The following is a 16,705-nucleotide window of genomic DNA, read 5'->3' as shown; positions in this document are numbered from 1 at the left end:
GGAACTTCTGGCGGCTGGCTCGCGTTTGGCTCATTATAGAACATATAGTGAACATGGAGGCTGGCTTGGCGCAGCTCACGACGCTCCAGAAGCTGGAGATCCTCAGCGATGCGGCGAAATATGACGCCTCCTGCGCTTCCTCCGGCACGACCAAGCGCGATTCGGTTGGCGGCAAAGGCGTCGGCTCGACCACGAGCTCGGGCATCTGCCACTCCTATGCGCCGGACGGGCGCTGCATCTCGCTGCTGAAGATCCTTTTGACCAATTTCTGCAGCTATGACTGCGTCTTCTGCATCAACCGCAGTTCGAGCAATGTTAGGCGGGCGCGCTTCTCGGTCGAGGAGGTCGTCGCGCTGACGCTGAACTTCTACAAGCGCAACTACATCGAGGGCCTGTTTCTCTCCTCCGGCATCATCCGCTCGCCGGACTACACCATGGGCGAGCTGGTCCGCGTCGCCGAGGCCCTGCGGCTCGATCACGATTTCCGCGGCTATATCCACCTCAAGCTGATCCCGAGCGCGAGCCAGGATTTGATCGACCGCGCGGCGCTGTTCGCCGACCGGGTCTCGATCAATGTCGAACTGCCGAGCGAGACCTCGCTCAAGCGCTTCGCGCCCGAGAAGCAGCCGCTCGATATCCGCAGCGCGATGGGCGGCCTCAAGCTGAAGATCGACGAATCTGTCGCCGAACGCGAGCGCTCGAAGCGGGCGCCGGCCTTCTCGCCGGCTGGGCAGAGCACGCAGATGATCGTCGGCGCCGACGAAGCCAGCGACGCGACCATCCTGCAGCGCAGTGCCCATCTCTACGGCGCCTATGGCCTGCGCCGGGTCTATTATTCCGCGTTCAGCCCCATTCCCGACTCCTCCAAGCAATTGCCTTTGTCGGAGCCGCCCTTGATGCGCGAGCACCGGCTCTACCAGGCCGACTGGCTGACGCGCTTCTACGGCTTCGAGGTCGACGAGATCCTCGATGCGGCGCCGGGCGGCATGCTCGACCTTGCCGTCGATCCCAAGCTCGCCTGGGCCTTGCGCCATCGCGGGCGCTTCCCGGTCGATGTCAACCGCGCCGACCGCGAGATGCTGCTGCGGGTGCCGGGGCTTGGTACCCGCAGCGTCGATCGCATCCTCGCCATGCGCCGGTTCCGGAGTCTGAGGCTGGAGGATGTCGGGCGGCTGGTGCGTTCTTTGCGCGTGCTCAGGCAGTTCATCGTCACCACGGACTGGCGGCCGGGCGCCGCGCTCGACGGCGACAGGCTGAAGGCGCAACTGGCGCCAAAGCCGCAGCAACTGGCGCTGCTCTGATGTTCGTCGCGCGCCTTGCTCATCCCACCGATTTCGAGGGCTGGCGCAGCTTTTGCCCGACGCTTCGCGCAAGCGTCCGCAGCGCCTTCGGCGATCGACTGGCGCATCGGCGACGGTGAGACCGGCCTGTTCGGCGAAGACGTGGTCGCGGGTGGCGAGGGCAGGGCCTTGAGTGTGCCACGCGCCTTTATCGCGCTGGCGCAGCAGGTGATCTGCCACAGCGATCCCGCGCGCTTCGACCTGCTCTATCGCCTGCTCTGGCGATTGCAGGAGGAACGCGAATTGCTCCAGATCGCCTCCGACCACGACGTCCACCGCGCCGAGGCGCTGGCGCGTTCGATCCGGCGCGACATGCACAAGATGACTGCCTTCGTGCGCTTCCGCGAGGTTGATGACGGGGAGGGCGGCGAGGCCTTCGTCGCCTGGTTCGAGCCCGAGCACCATATCCTGGAGAGGGTCGCGCCCTTCTTCGTCGAGCGCTTCACCACGATGCACTGGACGATCCTGACCCCGAGGGGGACGCTGCTCTGGGACGGGCGCGAGCTTCGGCTCGGCAAGGCGGCGACGCGGGCGCAGGCGCCGACCAGCGACGCGATGGAGGAATGGTGGCGGACCTATTACGCCAGCATCTTCAATCCGGCCCGGCTGAAGCCCAAGGCGATGAAGGCGGAGATGCCGGTGAAATACTGGCGGAACCTGCCGGAGGCCGAACTGATTTCTCCCCTGATCGCCGACGCCGCCAGGCGAACGCAGGAGATGATCATGAGCGCTCCGACCTCACCGCAGAGGCGACGGCCCGCGACGGCTGCGTCCGATCCGGCCGTTTCCGACCTTTCTGCGATCGAGAGCTGGGAGGAGGCTGCTTCCGCTGCGCGCTCCTGCCGGCGCTGCGATCTCTGGTGCGATGCGACGCAGACCGTCTTCGGCGAAGGCCCACGTAGCGCGCGGGTCGCCTTCGTCGGGGAGCAGCCGGGCGATCAGGAGGACCTCGCCGGCAAGCCCTTTATCGGCCCGGCGGGCAAGGTTTTCGACCGCGCCATGGCCGATGCCGGGCTCGACCGCAGCCGTGCCTACGTCACCAATGCCGTGAAGCACTTCAAATTTCAGCTGCGCGGCAAGCGGCGTATCCACGAGAAGCCGAATGCGGGCGAGGTCAAGGCCTGCCGCTTCTGGCTCGATCTTGAGCTCGGCTTCGTCAAGCCGCAATTGGTGGTGGCGCTGGGTGCGACCGCGCTCAAGGCGCTGAGCGGCCATGCCGGTTCGCTCACCGCGGCACGCGGGCGCGAACTCGCCCTGCCGGATGGGACGCCATTGCTGGCGACCGTCCACCCATCCTATCTGCTGCGCCTGCCAGAAGAGGAGGCGAAGGAAGCCGAGACCAGGCGCTTCATCGCCGATCTCAAGCAGATCGGCAGCCTTGTGCCGGGCTTGCGCTTGCCGAAGGCGGCTTGACCGTCACTGGCTCGCAGTGTCCGCTGCCGCCGTTCGCGATAGGCAGGCCAATGTTCGACGATCTCAACGGCAAGCGCATCCTGGTGACGGGCGCATCCTCGGGGCTTGGCGCGCATTTCGCCCGGCTGCTTGCGGGCAAAGGCGCGCTGGTCGCCGCCGCGGCGCGCCGGACCGAGCGGCTTCAGGAACTGGCGCGTGAATGCGCGGGATTGCCCGGCCGGGTCGTGCCGCTCGCGCTCGATGTGAGCTCAGTCGCAGCGATCGAGGCGGGCATCGGCGAGGCCGCCGGGCTGCTCGGCGGGCTCGACGTGCTGGTCAACAATGCCGGGGTCGGCGAGACGGAAGCTGCACTTTCGGTCAGCGAGGCGCAATGGGATCATCAGCTCGACGTCAATCTGAAGGGCTGCTTCTTCGCGGCGCAGGCGGCGGCGAAGATCATGGCCGAGCAGGCGGGAGGCGGCGCGATCGTCAACATCGCCTCGATCCTGGGCGAGCGTGTCGCCGGTCGGGTCGCGCCCTATGCGATCTCCAAGGCGGGCTTGATCCAGATGACCAAGGCGCTGGCCCTGGAATGGGCGCGGCATAGCATCAGGGTCAACGCACTGGCGCCGGGCTACATCGTCACCGACATCAACCGCGAGTTCTTCGCGAGCGAGGCAGGCGAGGCGCTGAAGAAGCGCATTCCGATGCGCCGACCCGGCGAACTCGACGATCTCGACGGGCCCCTCTTGCTGCTCTGCTCGAATGCCGGGCGCTACATGACCGGCGCGGTCGTCGCGGTCGATGGCGGGCATCTGGTCAGCGGGCTGTAGGAATCCGATCGCGCTCTTCCGTCATTGCGAGCGAAGCGAAGCAATCTAGAGGCGAAAGAGCTGTACGGCCTCCCGGATTGCTTCGTCGCTTCGTTCCTCGCAATGACGAGTAACCTTCTTCAAGCGCCCGGCAGCAGGTCCTTCAGCCGGATCAGCGCGATCTTCTCGACCTCCGCGAGCGCCGTCTCGAACTCCTGCTCAGGCGTGCTCTTCAGCCGCTCCTCGAAGGAGGCGAGGATCGCGTCCTTGCTCAAGCCCTTCACCGCCAGGATGAAGGGGATACCGAATCTGGCCTTGTAGGCCTCGTTCAGCGCGGTGAAGCGGGCGCGATCGTCCGAGGTCAGCCGGTCGAGCCCGGCCGAGCCCTGCTCATTGGCCGATTCCGGCGTCAGCTCGCCGGCGGCGGCGATCTTGCCGGCGAGGTCGGGATGGGCGTCGATCAGCGCCTTCTGCCGCTCGCGCGAGGCCTTGCGCATCACGGCGACCATCGCCTGATGCAGGCCTTCGGCATCGTCCTGCTTGGCCGAGAGGCCGGCGGCATGCGTCTCCTCAGCGATCCAGGGCGAGTGCTCCCAGACGCGGCCATAGACTTCGGTGAACAGCGCCTGCGGCAGGCGCGATGGCCTGTAGCCGCCGGCCGGCGGCTGCGTCCTCACCCAATGGCGGGCGATGTCGAGCCGGGTCGCGACCCAGACCTTGTCGTGGCTCTGGACATAATCGAGGAAGCGGGCGAGCGCGGCGGCGCGGCCGGGCCGGCCGACGAGCCGGCAATGCAGGCCGATCGACATCATCTTCGGCGCGGTCTCACCCTCGGCATAGAGCGTGTCGAACGAGTCCTTCAGGTAGGCGAAGAACTGCTCGCCGCTGTTGAAGCCCTGCGGCGTCGCGAAGCGCATGTCGTTGGCGTCGAGCGTATAGGGCACGGCAAGCTGCGGGCCGTGCGGGCCTTCGAGCCAGTAGGGCAATTCATCGGCATAGACGTCGGCGGTGTAGAGGAAGCCGCCTTCCTCCATGGTCAGGGGGATGGTGTTCTGCGAGGTGCGGCCCTGGTAGCAGCCGAGCGGGCGCTCCCCGGCGATCTCGCTCTGGATGCGGATCGCCTCGGCGATGTGGGCGCGCTCGGTCTCGGCCGGGAGGTCGCGATAATCGATCCATTTCAGGCCGTGAGTGGCGATCTCCCAGCCGGCCTCCTGCATCGAGGCGACGATCTCCGGATAGCGCTGCAGCGCCGAGGCGACGGCGAAGACCGTGACCGGCAGCTTGCGCTCAGTGAACATGCGCCAGAGCCGCCAATAGCCGGCGCGCGAGCCGTATTCGTAGATCGACTCCATGTTCATGTGGCGCTGGCCCGGCCAAGGCGCCGCGCCGACGATCTCGGAAAGGAAAGCCTCCGAGGCGGCATCGCCATGCAGGATGCAGTTCTCGCCGCCTTCCTCGTAGTTCACCACGAACTGCACGGCGATGCGGGCCTCACCGGGCCAGTGCGGATGCGGCGGGGTGCGGCCATAGCCGACGAGGTCGCGCGGGTAGGGGGAGGTGTTCATCGATCGATTCAAGTCCATGCGGCGGTGATTCAAGCGCGGCTTGCAAGCCGTTGGCGACAGAGTCGTTTTTCAGCTGCCGCGATAGGTCGAGTAGCTCCAGGGCGAAGCGAGCAGGGGGACGTGATAATGCCCCTGCGGCTCGGCGATGGCGAAGCGGATCGGCACGAGATCGAGAAAGGCAGGCTCGGGCAGTTTCGTGCCGAGATGGCGGAAATAGTCGCCGATCGCGAAGGTCAGCTCATAGCTGCCGACCGGCAGCGTGCCGGTGAGCAGTGGTGCATCGGTGCGGCCATCGGCATTGGTGACGGTGTCGACCACCCGCTCGCGGCTGCCATCCGGCAGCAGTGCATCGAGCGCGATCGCGACGCCAGCGGCCGGCTTGCCGCGGACCGTATCGAGCACATGCGTCGACAGGCGCCCCATGCCTTAAAACCTCTCGTTGAAGCCGCGCCGCGCGGCCGGAATGCCGCTTGCCTTCCAAGGCTGCGAACCTAGTCTTGAAGGCGATGCAAGTTCCATCCCGGATTCGGCCCTGTCAATTCGCTCGCATGCGGCTCTGCCTGGAGCAGGTCCGTGCTTGAGGCCTATCTGATGGAATGGGGCAGTCAGCTGCTGCGCTGGCTGCACGTCATCGCGGCGATCGCCTGGATCGGCTCGTCCTTCTTCTTCATCCATCTCGACGCCTCGCTCCGGGCAGCGCCCGACGCGCCCAGGACCGAGGCCGGCCAGCCGACGCAGTTCCTCGCCTGGCAGGTCCATGGCGGCGGATTCTATGCGATGCGCAAATACCTGGTCGCGCCGGAGGTGCTGCCGAAGGAGCTGACCTGGCACAAATGGCAGGCCTACTGGACCTGGATCTCCGGCTTCTTCCTGCTGGTCTGGGTCTATTACGCCCAGTCGGAGCTTTATCTGATCGACCCGGCGGTGATGGCGCTGTCACCGGTCGCGGCGGGCGCGATCGGCATCGCGGCGTTGGCCGGCGGCTGGTTGTTCTACGACCTGCTTTGCCGGTCGCCGCTCGGCAAGAACGACGTCGTGCTCGGCCTGCTCGGCTTCGGCTATGTCATCGCGGCGAGCTGGGCCTTCGCCTCGGTCTTCTCGGGACGCGGCGCGCTGATCCATACCGGCGCGTTGATGGCAACGATCATGTCGGCCAACGTCTTCTTCGTGATCATGCCGGGCCAGCGCAAGACCATCGCTGCGATGGTCGCCGGCGAGGTGCCCGATCCGAAATACGGCAAGCAGGCCAAGCAGCGCTCGCTGCACAACAATTACATCACCCTCCCGGTGCTGTTCCTGATGCTGGCGAACCACTACCCGGTGACCTACGCCAATTCGGCGGTGATCCCGGTGCTGGTCGCGCTGATCATCGTCGCCGGTGCGCTGATCCGGCATTTCTACAATGTCCGCCATGCCGACCATGCCAAATCGCCGTGGTGGACCTGGGCGGTGGCGGCGCTGGCGCTCTGGCTCGCCTTCTGGGTGGCGATGGCATCCTCGCCCGGTGGGCGTGAACGGCTCGGTCTGAAGCCACTCGACCCGGTGAAACCGGTGATGCTTGCCGGCCTCGTGCCGCCTTCGCCCGAGGTCGCAAACATCGTCACCGGGCGCTGTGCCATGTGCCATGCGCCAGAGCCGTCCTGGCCCGGCATCGGGATCGCGCCCAAGGGCGTCTATCTGCACGAGCCCGAGCTGATCGCCCGCCAGCGCCGCGCTATCGGCGTGCAGGCGGTGCTGACCCACGCCATGCCGCCGAACAACCTCTCCGGCATGACTGCAGACGAGCGGCGAGTGCTCGCCGCCTGGGTGGCGCAGAAGCGCTGAAGCCGCGCTGCCGGCAGCGGCATGGTGACGCTACCGGGCCACAGTCTGGCGCCTGATCCGCGCCGTTCAGTTTCATTCAGTTTCGGTTCATCGCGGAACCATCATCGTCGACCGTGATCACATCGGCGTGATCGGCGCGTGATCATGCGCGATCGGGAGCGCCAGGGGGCCTTGGGGGTCCAGTTGAAAGCGGTTTGGAGATCGGGCTCCAGCTACTGGCTGGCGGCCGCGCTGTTCTGTTGCGCCTGGGTGGCGCTGTGCTGGCCCTGGCTGTCGGGGGGGTGACGATTCCGTTCGACGCCAAGGCGCATTTCCAGGCGCAGATCCAGTTCCTGGCGCAGGCGCTGCATTCCGGGCAATCGCCGTTCTGGACGCACAACGTCTTCGCCGGCTCGCCCCAGGTCGCCGACCCGCAATCGCTGATCTTCTCGCCCGCGATCTTGCTGGCGCTGTTCAATCCTTCGCCGAGCTTCCGCGCGGTCGATGCCTATGTGCTGGCGCATCTGCTGGTCGGCGGGCTCGCCATGCTGATGTTCTTCCGCGATCGCGGCTGGCATCCGGCCGGCGCGCTGCTGGCGGCACTGGTCTTCGCCTTCGGCGCCTCGGCCGCCTGGCGCGTCCAGCATGTCGGACAGATCGCGAGCTTCGCCTTCTTCGGCCTCGCCTTCTGGATGACGGCGCGGATGCTGCAGCGCGCCTCGCTGCGTTACGGCCTGCTCGCGGGCTTCGCTGCCGGCATGATGGTGCTCGAGCCGGACCAGGTGGCGCTGCTCGGCGCCTATATCCTGATCGGCATGGTCGTGGCGTACTGGCTCTCGGAGGGCTGGGCCGGCTTCCGCGCCAGCATCGCGCCGATCGCGGCCGCTTGCTTTGCCGGCATCGTCACCATCGCCGTGCCGCTGCTCTGGACCTGGCTCTTCGCCGAGGCGACGACGCGGCCGGCTATCGATCTCGTCGAGGCGGGCAGGGGGTCGCTGCACCCCGCCTCGCTGCTGACCGCCTTCGTCGGCGACCTGTTCGGCGCGCGCGATCCGGCTGTCGATTTCTGGGGGCCGTACAGTCCGCAATGGGACGCCAAGGAGCTGTTTCTGTCGCAGAACATGGGGCAGGTCTATGTCGGGGCGCTGCCGTTCCTGCTGCTGATCGTGCCGGGCCTGTCGCGCGGCTGGCTCTGGGACAAGGCGATCCGGCCTTTCACCATCCTGTTCGTGCTGATGGTGCTGTTCGCGCTCGGGCGTTACACGCCCTTCTTCCACCTAGCCTACGACTATCTGCCGGGCGTCAAAGTCTTTCGCCGGCCGGCCGATGCGACCTTCCTGATCGGCGGGCTCGGGGCGGTGCTCTCGGGCTATCTGCTGCACCGTATCCTCAGCGAGGAGAAGCCCGGTCCGATCTGGCGCGATCTCGGCATCGGCGCCGTGGTGATCGCAGCGCTCATCGGGCTGGCGCTGCTGGTCTCGAAACAGGCGGGCCATCTCGGCGACGCTTTCTTGCCGAGCGCGACGGCGGCGGCCTGGTTCGCGACGGCACTGGCGCTCCTCGTCGTGCTGACACGCTGGCGCGGCGCTGCGGCTCCCCCTGGTCGCGAGCCTGATCGTGACCGGCGTCGTCGCCGCCGACCTTGCCGCCAATAACGGCCCGAACGAGTCGACGGCGCTCGCGCCGGAACTCTACGACGTGCTGCGGCCGGAGACCAAGAACGAGACCGTCGCCGTGCTGAAGATGCTCACGGTGCAGCCGCCGGATTCGCCGCGGCGTGACCGGGTCGAGCTGCTCGGCATGGGCTTCGAATGGCCCAATGCCGGCATGATCCACGGCTTCGACCATACGCTGGGCTACAACCCGCTGCGGCTCGCCGATTTCTCCGATGCGGTCGGCACGCGCGATTCGATCGCGGCGCCGAGCGAGCGCGTGTTCACGCCGCTGTTCCCATCCTATCGCTGCCGCCTCGCCGACTTCCTCGGCCTGCGCTACATCGCGACGCGGGTGCCGATCGGCGAGGTCGATCGCTCGCTGCGTGCGGGCGATCTCAAGCTCGTCGCCTATACCAAGGACGGCTACATCTACGAGAATCCGCGGGCACTGCCGCGCGCCATGTTCGTCGGCGGCTGGCAGCTCGCCGATTTCGAGGGGATGAAGTCGGCCGGGCAATGGCCGGAGGCCGATCCGCAGCGGGTCGTCCTGCTCGAGCAGGAGCCCGAGCCCGGCGTGCCGGAAGGACCGGTCGCGACCAATGCCGAGGTCAAGCTCAAGCGCTACCGCAATACGGTGGTCGAGATCGAAGTCACGACCGCCCAGCCCGGTTTCGTCGTGCTGAACGACATCTGGCATCCCTGGTGGCGGGCTGAGCTCGACGGGCAGGAGGTCGAGATCCTCAAGGCCAATGTCCTGTTCCGGGCGGTGCAGGTCCCGGCCGGCACGCATAAGGTCCGCTTCAGCTTCCACCCGCTCGACGGCGCGCTCGCCGAATTGCGGGACCGCGTGACGCCGCCGGAGGAAGAGGGCGTGGTCGCCGAGGCGCCGACGCATAGCGGTCCATCGGGTTCGCTGGCGACACGGCTTCAGCCTGTTCTGCCCGAGCCGGTTGCGCGCCCGGCGCGCGATCTGGCCGCGCATGACATGCAGACATCGTCGGTCATGTCGGTGGTGCGGTAGGGACAGGTCGCGACCTCCCTTCTCCCCTTGCGGGAGAAGGTGGCCCGAAGGGCCGGATGAGGGGTCGCTCAGGTCTGGAAAGTTTCGAGAAATGTCGCGTCGGGCCAACGATCAGCGTCGCACGACCCCTCACCCTAACCCTCTCCCGCAAGGGGAGAGGGGATAGGTCACACCCTCTCAAGCCACGCCGAGCTTCTTCTGCAAAGCGGTCGACGAGGTCGTGTACTGGAAGGTCAGCCGCTTCTCCGGATAGACGTAGCGGTGGACTTTCTGGGCGGCGAGTGCTGCCTCGTGGAAGCCCGACAGGATCAGCTTCAGCTTGCCCGGATAGGTGTTGATGTCGCCGATGGCGAAGATGCCGGGCACATTGGTCTCGAACTTCTCGGTGTCGGCCGGGATCAGGTTCTCGTGGAGGTTCAGGCCCCAGTCGGCGATCGGTCCGAGCTTCATCGTCAGGCCGAAGAAGGGCAGCATCGTATTGCAGGCGACCTCGAACTCGGCGCCGGCATTGTCGCGGCAGACTGCCCCCTGCAGATCGTTGCCTTCGCCCTTGAGCCCCAGCACCTGGCCGAGCTTCAGATCCATTGCGCCGGAGGCGACGAGGGCGCGCATCTGCTCGACCGAGTGGGGAGCGGCGCGGAAATCGTCGCGCCGGTGCATCAGCGTCACACGCTTGGCGATCGGCTGCAGGCTCAGTGTCCAGTCGAGCGCCGAATCGCCACCGCCGACGATCAGGATCTCGCGGCCGCGGAAGGCCTCCATCTTGCGTACGGCATAGTGCACGCCGCCGCCGTCATGGCGGCCCTCATAAGCCTCGATGCCGGGGATCGGCGGCTTCTTCGGCTGGAACGAGCCGCCACCGGCCGCGATCAGGATCGCTTTCGTTTCGAAAACCGTGTCGGCATCGGTACGCAGGCGGAAGCGCGGCGCTTCCGCGGTACCGAGCACCTCGACCTGCTCGATCATCTGGTTGAGATGGAAAGTCGCGCCGAATGGCTTGATCTGCTCCATCAGATTGTCGACCAGCCCCTGGCCGGTGACGAGCGGGAAGCCGGGAATGTCGTAGATCGGCTTCTCCGGATAGAGCTCGGCGCATTGGCCGCCGACCTTGGGCAGGATGTCGACGAGATGGGCCTTGATGTCGAGGAGGCCGAGCTCGAACACGGCGAACAGGCCGCACGGGCCGGCGCCGATGATCAGCACGTCGGTCTGGACGGTTTCGCCCTCGATGGCGGTGGCGATGTTCATGGTCGCAGTTCCTAAAGACGGCTTCAAGGGCCGCCGGTCACGCACCCGTTGCCGGAAATCCGCCGGCCTTGCAATGCGACATGGCGCAGGGCCGGACCGGCAGGGTCGCATGCGACGATAGCAGAGTTCAGCCGCCGGTTTCAGCCACCAGTCCGGCTGCGGCGATGCCGGCGAGCGCCGCCGCCTCGTCATTGTCGGAGGTGTCGCCGGAAATGCCGACGACGCCGATGAGGTCGCCATCGGCATTGCGAACCAGCGCCCCACCGGGGACAGGCACCACCGGCCCGCCGACCGAGAGCGCGACGCCGTTGATGAAGTGCGGGCGCTCGAGCGCCATCTTGTTGAGGGTGCGCGGGCCGACGCCGAGCGCGATCGCGCCATTGGCCTTGCCGAGCGCGATCTCGCCGCGCTTCAGACTGGTGCCGTCCTGCGCGAGGAAGAATTTCTGCGCGCCGCGCGCGTCCAGCACCGCGATGGCGAGCGGCTTCAGGGCATTGTCGCGCGCATATTTCAGGGCGCCGTCGATGATCACGCTGGCCTGTTCGAGGGTGAGTGCGGTCATGGCTGGCCTTTCACGGTATCGATGACGGGCGTTCTTTGGTTCGGCCCCGTTCTGCCAGTGCCGACGACGCGAGGGAAGGGCGACGACGCGGTTTCGTCTTGCAGTTGTCGTTCCGAATGGGCTTGATGGATTGCCCGTCCGGGAACGTGTTCCGCAAGGTGACGCCACTTTTGCGACCAGAACATGCTCCAAGGCTGTCGGGTTGCGTGAAGTCCTAGCGTTCGACCAATCCTGGTCGAACGGAAGGCGCGCCAGGAGAGCATGCTATGGGTCTGTTCAGTTTCATCAAGGAAGCCGGCGCCAAGATCTTCGGGTCGAGCTCCGCCAATGCGGCGACGGCAGATCAGTTGCAGAAGGAACTGGCCGGCCACGGCCTGCCGTCCGACGTCAAGATCGACGTTACGGGTGACAAGGTGAAGGTCTCCGGCAAGGCGCTGAGCACCGAGGAGGCCGAGAAGATCATCCTGGCGATCGGCAACACCGCCGGCGTCGGTTCGGTCGAATCGGAGCTGATCGTCAACAAGGAAGCGGCTGCCGCGGTGTTCTACACGGTGAAGAAGGGCGACACGCTCTGGAAGATCGCCGAGGAGAATTACGGCAAGGGCAAGGGCGCCAAGTACACAGAGATCGTCAAGGCCAACACGCCGCCGGTGAAGGATCCCGATCTGATCCAGCCGGGCTGGGTGCTGCGTATTCCGCCGCTGGCCTGATCACGCTCGCGAGAGCGGCCCGCCGGGCAAGTTCCGTCGGGCTTGCGAATTAGTTACGAATGAAACTATAAGGCCGGGAAGGCGTGAGACTTCCGGCCAGTTTGCATCGGGGCCGGTTTGATCCATCTTGCGTCTTCGCGAGACGGGCCAGCCGGCCTTTTGCTGGCAAGGCCCGCGGCAGGGTGAACGCAACAACGCAGAATTCCCGGGGAGGGGACCCAAATGAGCTTTGATCGCCGCAAGTTCCTGACGCTCGCCGGCTCGGCCGTGGCCGCTCCCGCGGTGCTGCGCGCCAGCCGCGCCAATGCGCAGGAAGTGACGCTGCGCATGCACCACTTCCTGCCGCCAGTGGCCAACGGACACTCCAAGTTCCTGAAGCCCTGGGCCGACAAGGTCGGGGCCGAATCGAACGGCCGGATCAAGATCGACATCTTCCCGTCGATGCAGCTCGGCGGCACCCCGCCCCAGCTCTACGATCAGGCACGCGACGGCGTCGTCGACATCGTCTGGACGCTGCCCGGCAACACGCCCGGCCGCTTCACCGGCATCGAGGCGTTCGAGCTGCCCTTCGTGGCGAACAAGCGGGCGCTGGTGAATTCGCTGGCCCTGACCGACTATGCCAGCGAGCACCTCAAGGACGAGTTCAAGGACATCCATCCGATCTGCTTCTGGGCGCATGACCACGGCCTGATCCACGCCAACAAGCCGGTGAAGACGATGGAGGACCTGAAGGGTCTGAAGCTGCGCTTCCCGACCCGGCTCGCCGGCGAAGCGCTGCGCGCGCTCGGCGTCAACGCCATCGGCATGCCGATCCCGCAGGTGCCGGAATCGCTGGCGCAGCGCGTGATCGACGGCTGTGTCGTGCCCTGGGAGGTCGTGCCCTCGATCAAGGTGCAGGAATTGGTCAAGAACCACACCGAGATCCCGGGTTCGCCGACCTTCTATGTCGCGACCTTCGTGCTCGCGATGAACAAGGCGAAGTACGAGGGGCTTGCGCCCGATCTCAAGGCGATCCTCGACAAGAACTCGGGCGCCGTGGCGTCGGCCATGGCCGGCAAGGTCTGGGACGAGCAGGCGATCGTCGTTTCCGAGATGGTCAAGAAGCGCGGCAACAGCATCACCACCATCGACGAAGCGGAAGCGGCGCGCTGGCGCAAGACGACCGAGCCGGTGATCGAGGGCTGGCTCAAGACCGCCAAGGACAAGGGCCTCGATGGCGAGAAGCTGCTCGCTGCCGCCCGCGCTGCGCTGACCAAGCACCAGAACGCTGCCTGATCGCCGCGATGACCGGGGACATGGGGGAAAGGCCGCCATCGCGCATCGACGCGGTGGCGGAGGCGGTCGCGCTCATCGGTGGAGTGCTGCTGATCGCGCTCGCGACCATGGTCGTGGTCAGCGTGACCTTGCGCAGCGATCTCGTCGGCGCGGCCGGTGTGCCGGGCGATTTCGAGCTGGTGCAGATGGCGACGGCTGTCGCCGCCTTCTGCTTCCTGCCGCTCTGCCAATTGAAGCGCGGCAACATCTTCGTCGACACCTTTACGCTGAAGCTGCCGCAGCGCTGGCGCGACGGGCTCGATGCGCTCTGGGACGTGGTCTACGGCCTCGCCATGGCGCTGATCGCCTGGCGGCTCGGCGTCGGGGCGCGCTCGGCGCTCGCCAGTGGCGAGAACACCATGGTGCTGCAGCTGCCGAGCTATCTGCCGATCGCGCTCTGCGCGGTGCTCGCCGGCTTCGTCGCGCTTGCGGCCTTCGTCAGCGCCAGCCGCCTGCTGAGGCAGCCCCAATGAGCGGTTTTTCCCTCGCGACCGCCGGCTTTGCCGTCATGCTGGCGCTGATGGCGCTGCGCCTGCCGATCGGCCTCGCCATGCTGGTCGTCGGCAGCGCCGGCTATATCCAGCTCAACGGGCTCGAGCCCTTCCTCAACTATATCCGCACCACGCCCTACCAGATCTTCGCCAATTACACTCTGTCGGTGATCCCGCTCTTCGTGCTGATGGGCGCCTTCGCCGAGCGCTCGGGGCTGGCGGGTGACCTGTTCAAGGCGGCCTCGGCCTTTGTCGGCCATCGCCGCGGCGGCCTCGGCATGGCGATGATCGGCGCCTGCACCGGCTTCGGCGCGATCTGCGGCTCCTCGGTGGCGACCACCGCGACCTTCGCCCGTGCCGCGCTGCCGCAATTGCGCAGCTACCGCTACGATCCCGGCTTCGCCTGCGGCGTCACCGCCGTCGGCGGCACGCTCGGCATCCTGATCCCGCCCTCGGTCATCCTCGTCGTCTATGCGATCTCGACCGAGCAGAACATCGCCAAGCTGTTCCAGGCGGCGCTGATCCCGGGGCTGATGGCCGCGGCGTTCTACTGCATCACCATCGCCATCATGACCCGGCTCGACGGCACGCTCGGCCCGGCGCATGCGCGCACGCCCTGGCGCGAGCGCTGGCCGCTGCTCGTCGGAGTCATCCCGGCGATGGCGGTCGCGGTGATCGTGGTCGGCGGCATCTATGGTGGCATCTTCACCCCGACCGAGGGAGCCTCGGTCGGCGCCTTCATCATGCTGGCGATCGGCCTGTTCCGACGCACGCTCGGCCTCGCGGAGATCAAGCAGGCGATCCTGCAGACGGCCGAGACCTCGGCCATGATCTTCGCGATCCTGCTCGGGGCGGAGGTGTTCAACGCGTTCCTGGCGCTGACGCAGGTGCCGACGGCGGCGGCCGAGATGATCGCGGCGTCCGGCTGGGCGCCTTACACCGTGCTGGTCGGCCTTCTGCTGTTCTACATCGTGCTCGGCGGCGTGATGGACGAGCTCGCCATGATCCTTCTGACGCTGCCGGTGTTCTTCCCGATCGTGACCGCGCTCGATTTCGGCATGCCGAGCGACGACATCGCGATCTGGTTCGGCATCCTCGTCCTGGTCGTGGTCGGCATCGGCATGACCTGCCCGCCGATCGGGCTCAATGTCTTCGTCGTCGCCTCGCTGGCGCGCGACGTGCCGGTGACGCGGATCTATCGCGGCGTGCTGCCCTTTGTCGCCGCCGACGTGATACGGCTTTGTATCCTCGTGGCATTTCCGGCGATCGCACTCTATCTGGTTAAGCTCCTGAACTGAGCGACACCCGAGAGCGACAGCATGATCGTAAACGACCTCGACATCGACGCCGTCAAGGCAGGGCTCGCCGACGGCTCGATCCTGATCGTCGACGTGCGCGAGCCGCATGAGTTCGCGGCGGGGCGCATTCCCGGCTCGGTCTCGCGGCCACTCTCGCAGTTCGATCCCGCCGACCTGCCGGACGAGCCCGGCAAGCGCATCGTTCTCTCCTGCGCCGCCGGCGTGCGTTCGCTGCGGGCGCTGGAATTTGCGCAGGCGGCCGGGCTCGACATCGACAGCCACTATATCGGCGGCTTCAAGGATTGGGCGATGCGCGGCGAGCCGGTGGAATACTGAAATGTCGCCTTTTGGTTGCGGTTCGGGGCTCCAGCGCCGATAAGACGACGCGGCCTGAAATCCGGCCGTGGTCGATCCAAGGTGCACTGATGAAGGCCTCCCGCCTGCTGAGCCTCTCCCTCGCAGCCCTGCTTTGCACTGCTTCCGCAATTCCGCTCGCCTTCGCACAAGCGGCTCCGCAGACCGCAGCGAAGCGGCCGGCGCAGGATCCGGAGCTGCAGGCTGCGATCGCTAAGTCGAACGCCTATACCTCGCTCGCCAACCGGACGCTCAGGGCGATCGAATCCTGGGATCGCTACAAGAGCTGGGTCGATTTGAAGAAGGGCCCGACCGGCAAGGAGCGCTACATCGATTACGGGCTCTACAGTCTCTATGACGTCAAGGACGAGATCGCCAAGGCCGAGGCGGCGACGGGCCAGGCGCCGGCCCAGCCGGAGCTCGACGGCGCGGTCAAGCGCTTCATCGCTGCCTATCAGGAGCTGGCGCCGCTGATCACCCGGGCCGAGCGCTATTACGAGCGCAAGGACTATCGCGGCGACAATGTCGCCGAGGGCCGGGAGCTGCACGCCAAGATGGTGCCGGCGGCGGAGGCTTTCCTGCGCGAGCGAGCCCAGTTCGACGTGCAGCTCAACGCCTACAAGAAGGGCATCGACGCCCGCGAGCTTGCGGCGATCGAGGCGAGCGAAGGCCGCCTTGCCCGCTGGCAGCTGCGCAACATCATGATCAACGCCCGCGCCGTGATGGATTTGATGCCGAGCAATGAGCGACCGATCGTCGATCTCGCCGCCTTCGACACGGCGCTGGCCGGCTATTCCGGGGCGATCAAGGAGATGGACCGCTTCAAGGACAACAACCCGTCCGGCGTGCCGATGATCGATTCCTCGGCGAGCACCTGGCTCGGCTCGCTGCGCGATTTCCGCGAGAAGCTCGGCAAGTCGAAGGGCGATGTCCGCAAGGGCGCGGCGAACGATGCCAACCGGATCGTCTCCAGCTACAATATGATGGTGAGCATGGCGGACAGCGCCGCGCGCATGATCCGCTGAGTTTTCAAGGTCCGCCTGCCTGCGCTCGGCGCATCCCGGTCCCTATATGTGGACCGGGGTGACGGCGCGGCGATCCTGCGCCAGTCTTTCTCATTCGAGTGATCCGAAGGAAGTT

General features: G+C 66.5%; 16 protein-coding genes. 12 read left to right on the top strand and 4 right to left on the bottom strand.

What is annotated here, in order from left to right:
• Positions 1–53: 53 nt before the first annotated feature.
• The 3 genes from QO058_RS05165 to QO058_RS05155 are packed head-to-tail and all read left to right on the top strand — an operon-like array spanning position 54 to position 3,565.
• Positions 54–1,301, top strand: coding sequence for a putative DNA modification/repair radical SAM protein (locus QO058_RS05165; RefSeq protein WP_284170801.1), 1,248 nt, complete (start codon positions 54–56; stop codon positions 1,299–1,301).
• Between the two features lie 15 nt (positions 1,302–1,316).
• Positions 1,317–2,753 carry a UdgX family uracil-DNA binding protein gene (locus QO058_RS05160; protein WP_347975918.1) on the top strand — a complete coding sequence of 479 codons (1,437 nt, stop codon included), beginning with the start codon at positions 1,317–1,319 and terminating at the stop codon, positions 2,751–2,753.
• Between the two features lie 50 nt (positions 2,754–2,803).
• On the top strand, positions 2,804–3,565 hold the full coding sequence (locus tag QO058_RS05155; protein WP_284170799.1) for an SDR family NAD(P)-dependent oxidoreductase: 762 nt from the start codon (positions 2,804–2,806) through the stop codon (positions 3,563–3,565).
• A 119-nt stretch (positions 3,566–3,684) separates the two neighbouring features.
• On the opposite strand, the gene puuE is transcribed toward QO058_RS05155, so the two are convergent.
• Together puuE and uraH are read right to left on the bottom strand one after the other, a co-directional pair.
• The gene (puuE, locus tag QO058_RS05150; protein WP_284170797.1) at positions 3,685–5,109 is read right to left on the bottom strand and encodes an allantoinase PuuE; all 1,425 of its coding nucleotides are present in this window, start codon (positions 5,107–5,109) and stop codon (positions 3,685–3,687) included.
• A gap of 69 nt (positions 5,110–5,178) precedes the next feature.
• Entirely contained in the window at positions 5,179–5,532 is a 354-nt protein-coding gene (gene uraH / locus QO058_RS05145) for a hydroxyisourate hydrolase (RefSeq protein WP_284170795.1), read from the bottom strand.
• 168 nt (positions 5,533–5,700) lie between these two features.
• Here uraH and QO058_RS05140 point away from each other — a divergent pair, with 168 nt between their 5' ends.
• The 3 genes from QO058_RS05140 (at position 5,701) to QO058_RS05130 (ending at position 9,588) form a co-directional block, all read left to right on the top strand.
• On the top strand, positions 5,701–6,933 hold the full coding sequence (locus tag QO058_RS05140; protein ID WP_284172820.1) for a urate hydroxylase PuuD: 1,233 nt from the start codon (positions 5,701–5,703) through the stop codon (positions 6,931–6,933).
• Between the two features lie 281 nt (positions 6,934–7,214).
• Complete coding sequence (locus QO058_RS05135; RefSeq protein WP_284170793.1) at positions 7,215–8,567, top strand: hypothetical protein; 1,353 nt, start codon at positions 7,215–7,217, stop codon at positions 8,565–8,567.
• Positions 8,530–9,588 carry a hypothetical protein gene (locus QO058_RS05130; protein ID WP_284170792.1) on the top strand — a complete coding sequence of 353 codons (1,059 nt, stop codon included), beginning with the start codon at positions 8,530–8,532 and terminating at the stop codon, positions 9,586–9,588. The genes QO058_RS05135 and QO058_RS05130 overlap by 38 nt, the downstream gene beginning before the upstream one ends.
• A gap of 177 nt (positions 9,589–9,765) precedes the next feature.
• Here QO058_RS05130 and QO058_RS05125 read toward each other — a convergent pair whose 3' ends face one another.
• A complete protein-coding gene (locus tag QO058_RS05125) occupies positions 9,766–10,836 on the bottom strand; it encodes an NAD(P)/FAD-dependent oxidoreductase (RefSeq protein WP_284170791.1) in 1,071 nt (356 codons plus the stop codon).
• A 127-nt stretch (positions 10,837–10,963) separates the two neighbouring features.
• A complete protein-coding gene (locus QO058_RS05120; RefSeq protein WP_126109944.1) occupies positions 10,964–11,398 on the bottom strand; it encodes a GlcG/HbpS family heme-binding protein in 435 nt (144 codons plus the stop codon).
• 266 nt (positions 11,399–11,664) lie between these two features.
• On the opposite strand from QO058_RS05120, the gene lysM reads away from it, so the two are divergent.
• The 6 genes from lysM (at position 11,665) to QO058_RS05090 (ending at position 16,590) form a co-directional block, all read left to right on the top strand.
• Entirely contained in the window at positions 11,665–12,108 is a 444-nt protein-coding gene (gene lysM / locus QO058_RS05115) for a peptidoglycan-binding protein LysM (protein ID WP_057191042.1), read from the top strand.
• Between the two features lie 222 nt (positions 12,109–12,330).
• Entirely contained in the window at positions 12,331–13,383 is a 1,053-nt protein-coding gene (locus tag QO058_RS05110) for a TRAP transporter substrate-binding protein (RefSeq protein ID WP_284170787.1), read from the top strand.
• An 8-nt stretch (positions 13,384–13,391) separates the two neighbouring features.
• A complete protein-coding gene (locus QO058_RS05105; protein ID WP_284170785.1) occupies positions 13,392–13,895 on the top strand; it encodes a TRAP transporter small permease in 504 nt (167 codons plus the stop codon).
• Positions 13,892–15,211 carry a TRAP transporter large permease gene (locus tag QO058_RS05100; RefSeq protein WP_284170784.1) on the top strand — a complete coding sequence of 440 codons (1,320 nt, stop codon included), beginning with the start codon at positions 13,892–13,894 and terminating at the stop codon, positions 15,209–15,211. Before QO058_RS05105 ends, QO058_RS05100 begins: the two co-directional genes overlap by 4 nt.
• Before the next feature lie 21 nt (positions 15,212–15,232).
• Positions 15,233–15,547 carry a rhodanese-like domain-containing protein gene (locus tag QO058_RS05095; protein ID WP_284170782.1) on the top strand — a complete coding sequence of 105 codons (315 nt, stop codon included), beginning with the start codon at positions 15,233–15,235 and terminating at the stop codon, positions 15,545–15,547.
• Between the two features lie 89 nt (positions 15,548–15,636).
• On the top strand, positions 15,637–16,590 hold the full coding sequence (locus QO058_RS05090) for a YiiG family protein (protein WP_284170781.1): 954 nt from the start codon (positions 15,637–15,639) through the stop codon (positions 16,588–16,590).
• Positions 16,591–16,705 lie beyond the last annotated feature (115 nt).

Source organism: Bosea vestrisii (genome assembly GCF_030144325.1).
GTDB classification, from domain to species: Bacteria; Pseudomonadota; Alphaproteobacteria; order Rhizobiales; family Beijerinckiaceae; genus Allobosea; species Allobosea vestrisii_A.
The sequence above is the reverse complement of the archived record's forward strand: the minus strand, read 5'-3'. Positions and strand labels throughout refer to the sequence as shown.

What these genes read in the sequence shown, in the direction of transcription:
- QO058_RS05165 (WP_284170801.1), top strand. Translation starts at nt 54, where the DNA reads ATGGAGGCTGGCTTGGCGCAGCTCACGACGCTCCAGAAGCTGGAGATC.
- QO058_RS05155 (WP_284170799.1), top strand. Translation starts at nt 2,804, where the DNA reads ATGTTCGACGATCTCAACGGCAAGCGCATCCTGGTGACGGGCGCATCC.
- puuE (WP_284170797.1), bottom strand. Translation starts at nt 5,109, where the DNA reads ATGAACACCTCCCCCTACCCGCGCGACCTCGTCGGCTATGGCCGCACC.
- uraH (WP_284170795.1), bottom strand. Translation starts at nt 5,532, where the DNA reads ATGGGGCGCCTGTCGACGCATGTGCTCGATACGGTCCGCGGCAAGCCG.
- QO058_RS05140 (WP_284172820.1), top strand. Translation starts at nt 5,701, where the DNA reads ATGGAATGGGGCAGTCAGCTGCTGCGCTGGCTGCACGTCATCGCGGCG.
- QO058_RS05125 (WP_284170791.1), bottom strand. Translation starts at nt 10,836, where the DNA reads ATGAACATCGCCACCGCCATCGAGGGCGAAACCGTCCAGACCGACGTG.
- QO058_RS05120 (WP_126109944.1), bottom strand. Translation starts at nt 11,398, where the DNA reads ATGACCGCACTCACCCTCGAACAGGCCAGCGTGATCATCGACGGCGCC.
- lysM (WP_057191042.1), top strand. Translation starts at nt 11,665, where the DNA reads ATGGGTCTGTTCAGTTTCATCAAGGAAGCCGGCGCCAAGATCTTCGGG.
- QO058_RS05110 (WP_284170787.1), top strand. Translation starts at nt 12,331, where the DNA reads ATGAGCTTTGATCGCCGCAAGTTCCTGACGCTCGCCGGCTCGGCCGTG.
- QO058_RS05105 (WP_284170785.1), top strand. Translation starts at nt 13,392, where the DNA reads ATGACCGGGGACATGGGGGAAAGGCCGCCATCGCGCATCGACGCGGTG.
- QO058_RS05100 (WP_284170784.1), top strand. Translation starts at nt 13,892, where the DNA reads ATGAGCGGTTTTTCCCTCGCGACCGCCGGCTTTGCCGTCATGCTGGCG.
- QO058_RS05095 (WP_284170782.1), top strand. Translation starts at nt 15,233, where the DNA reads ATGATCGTAAACGACCTCGACATCGACGCCGTCAAGGCAGGGCTCGCC.
- QO058_RS05090 (WP_284170781.1), top strand. Translation starts at nt 15,637, where the DNA reads ATGAAGGCCTCCCGCCTGCTGAGCCTCTCCCTCGCAGCCCTGCTTTGC.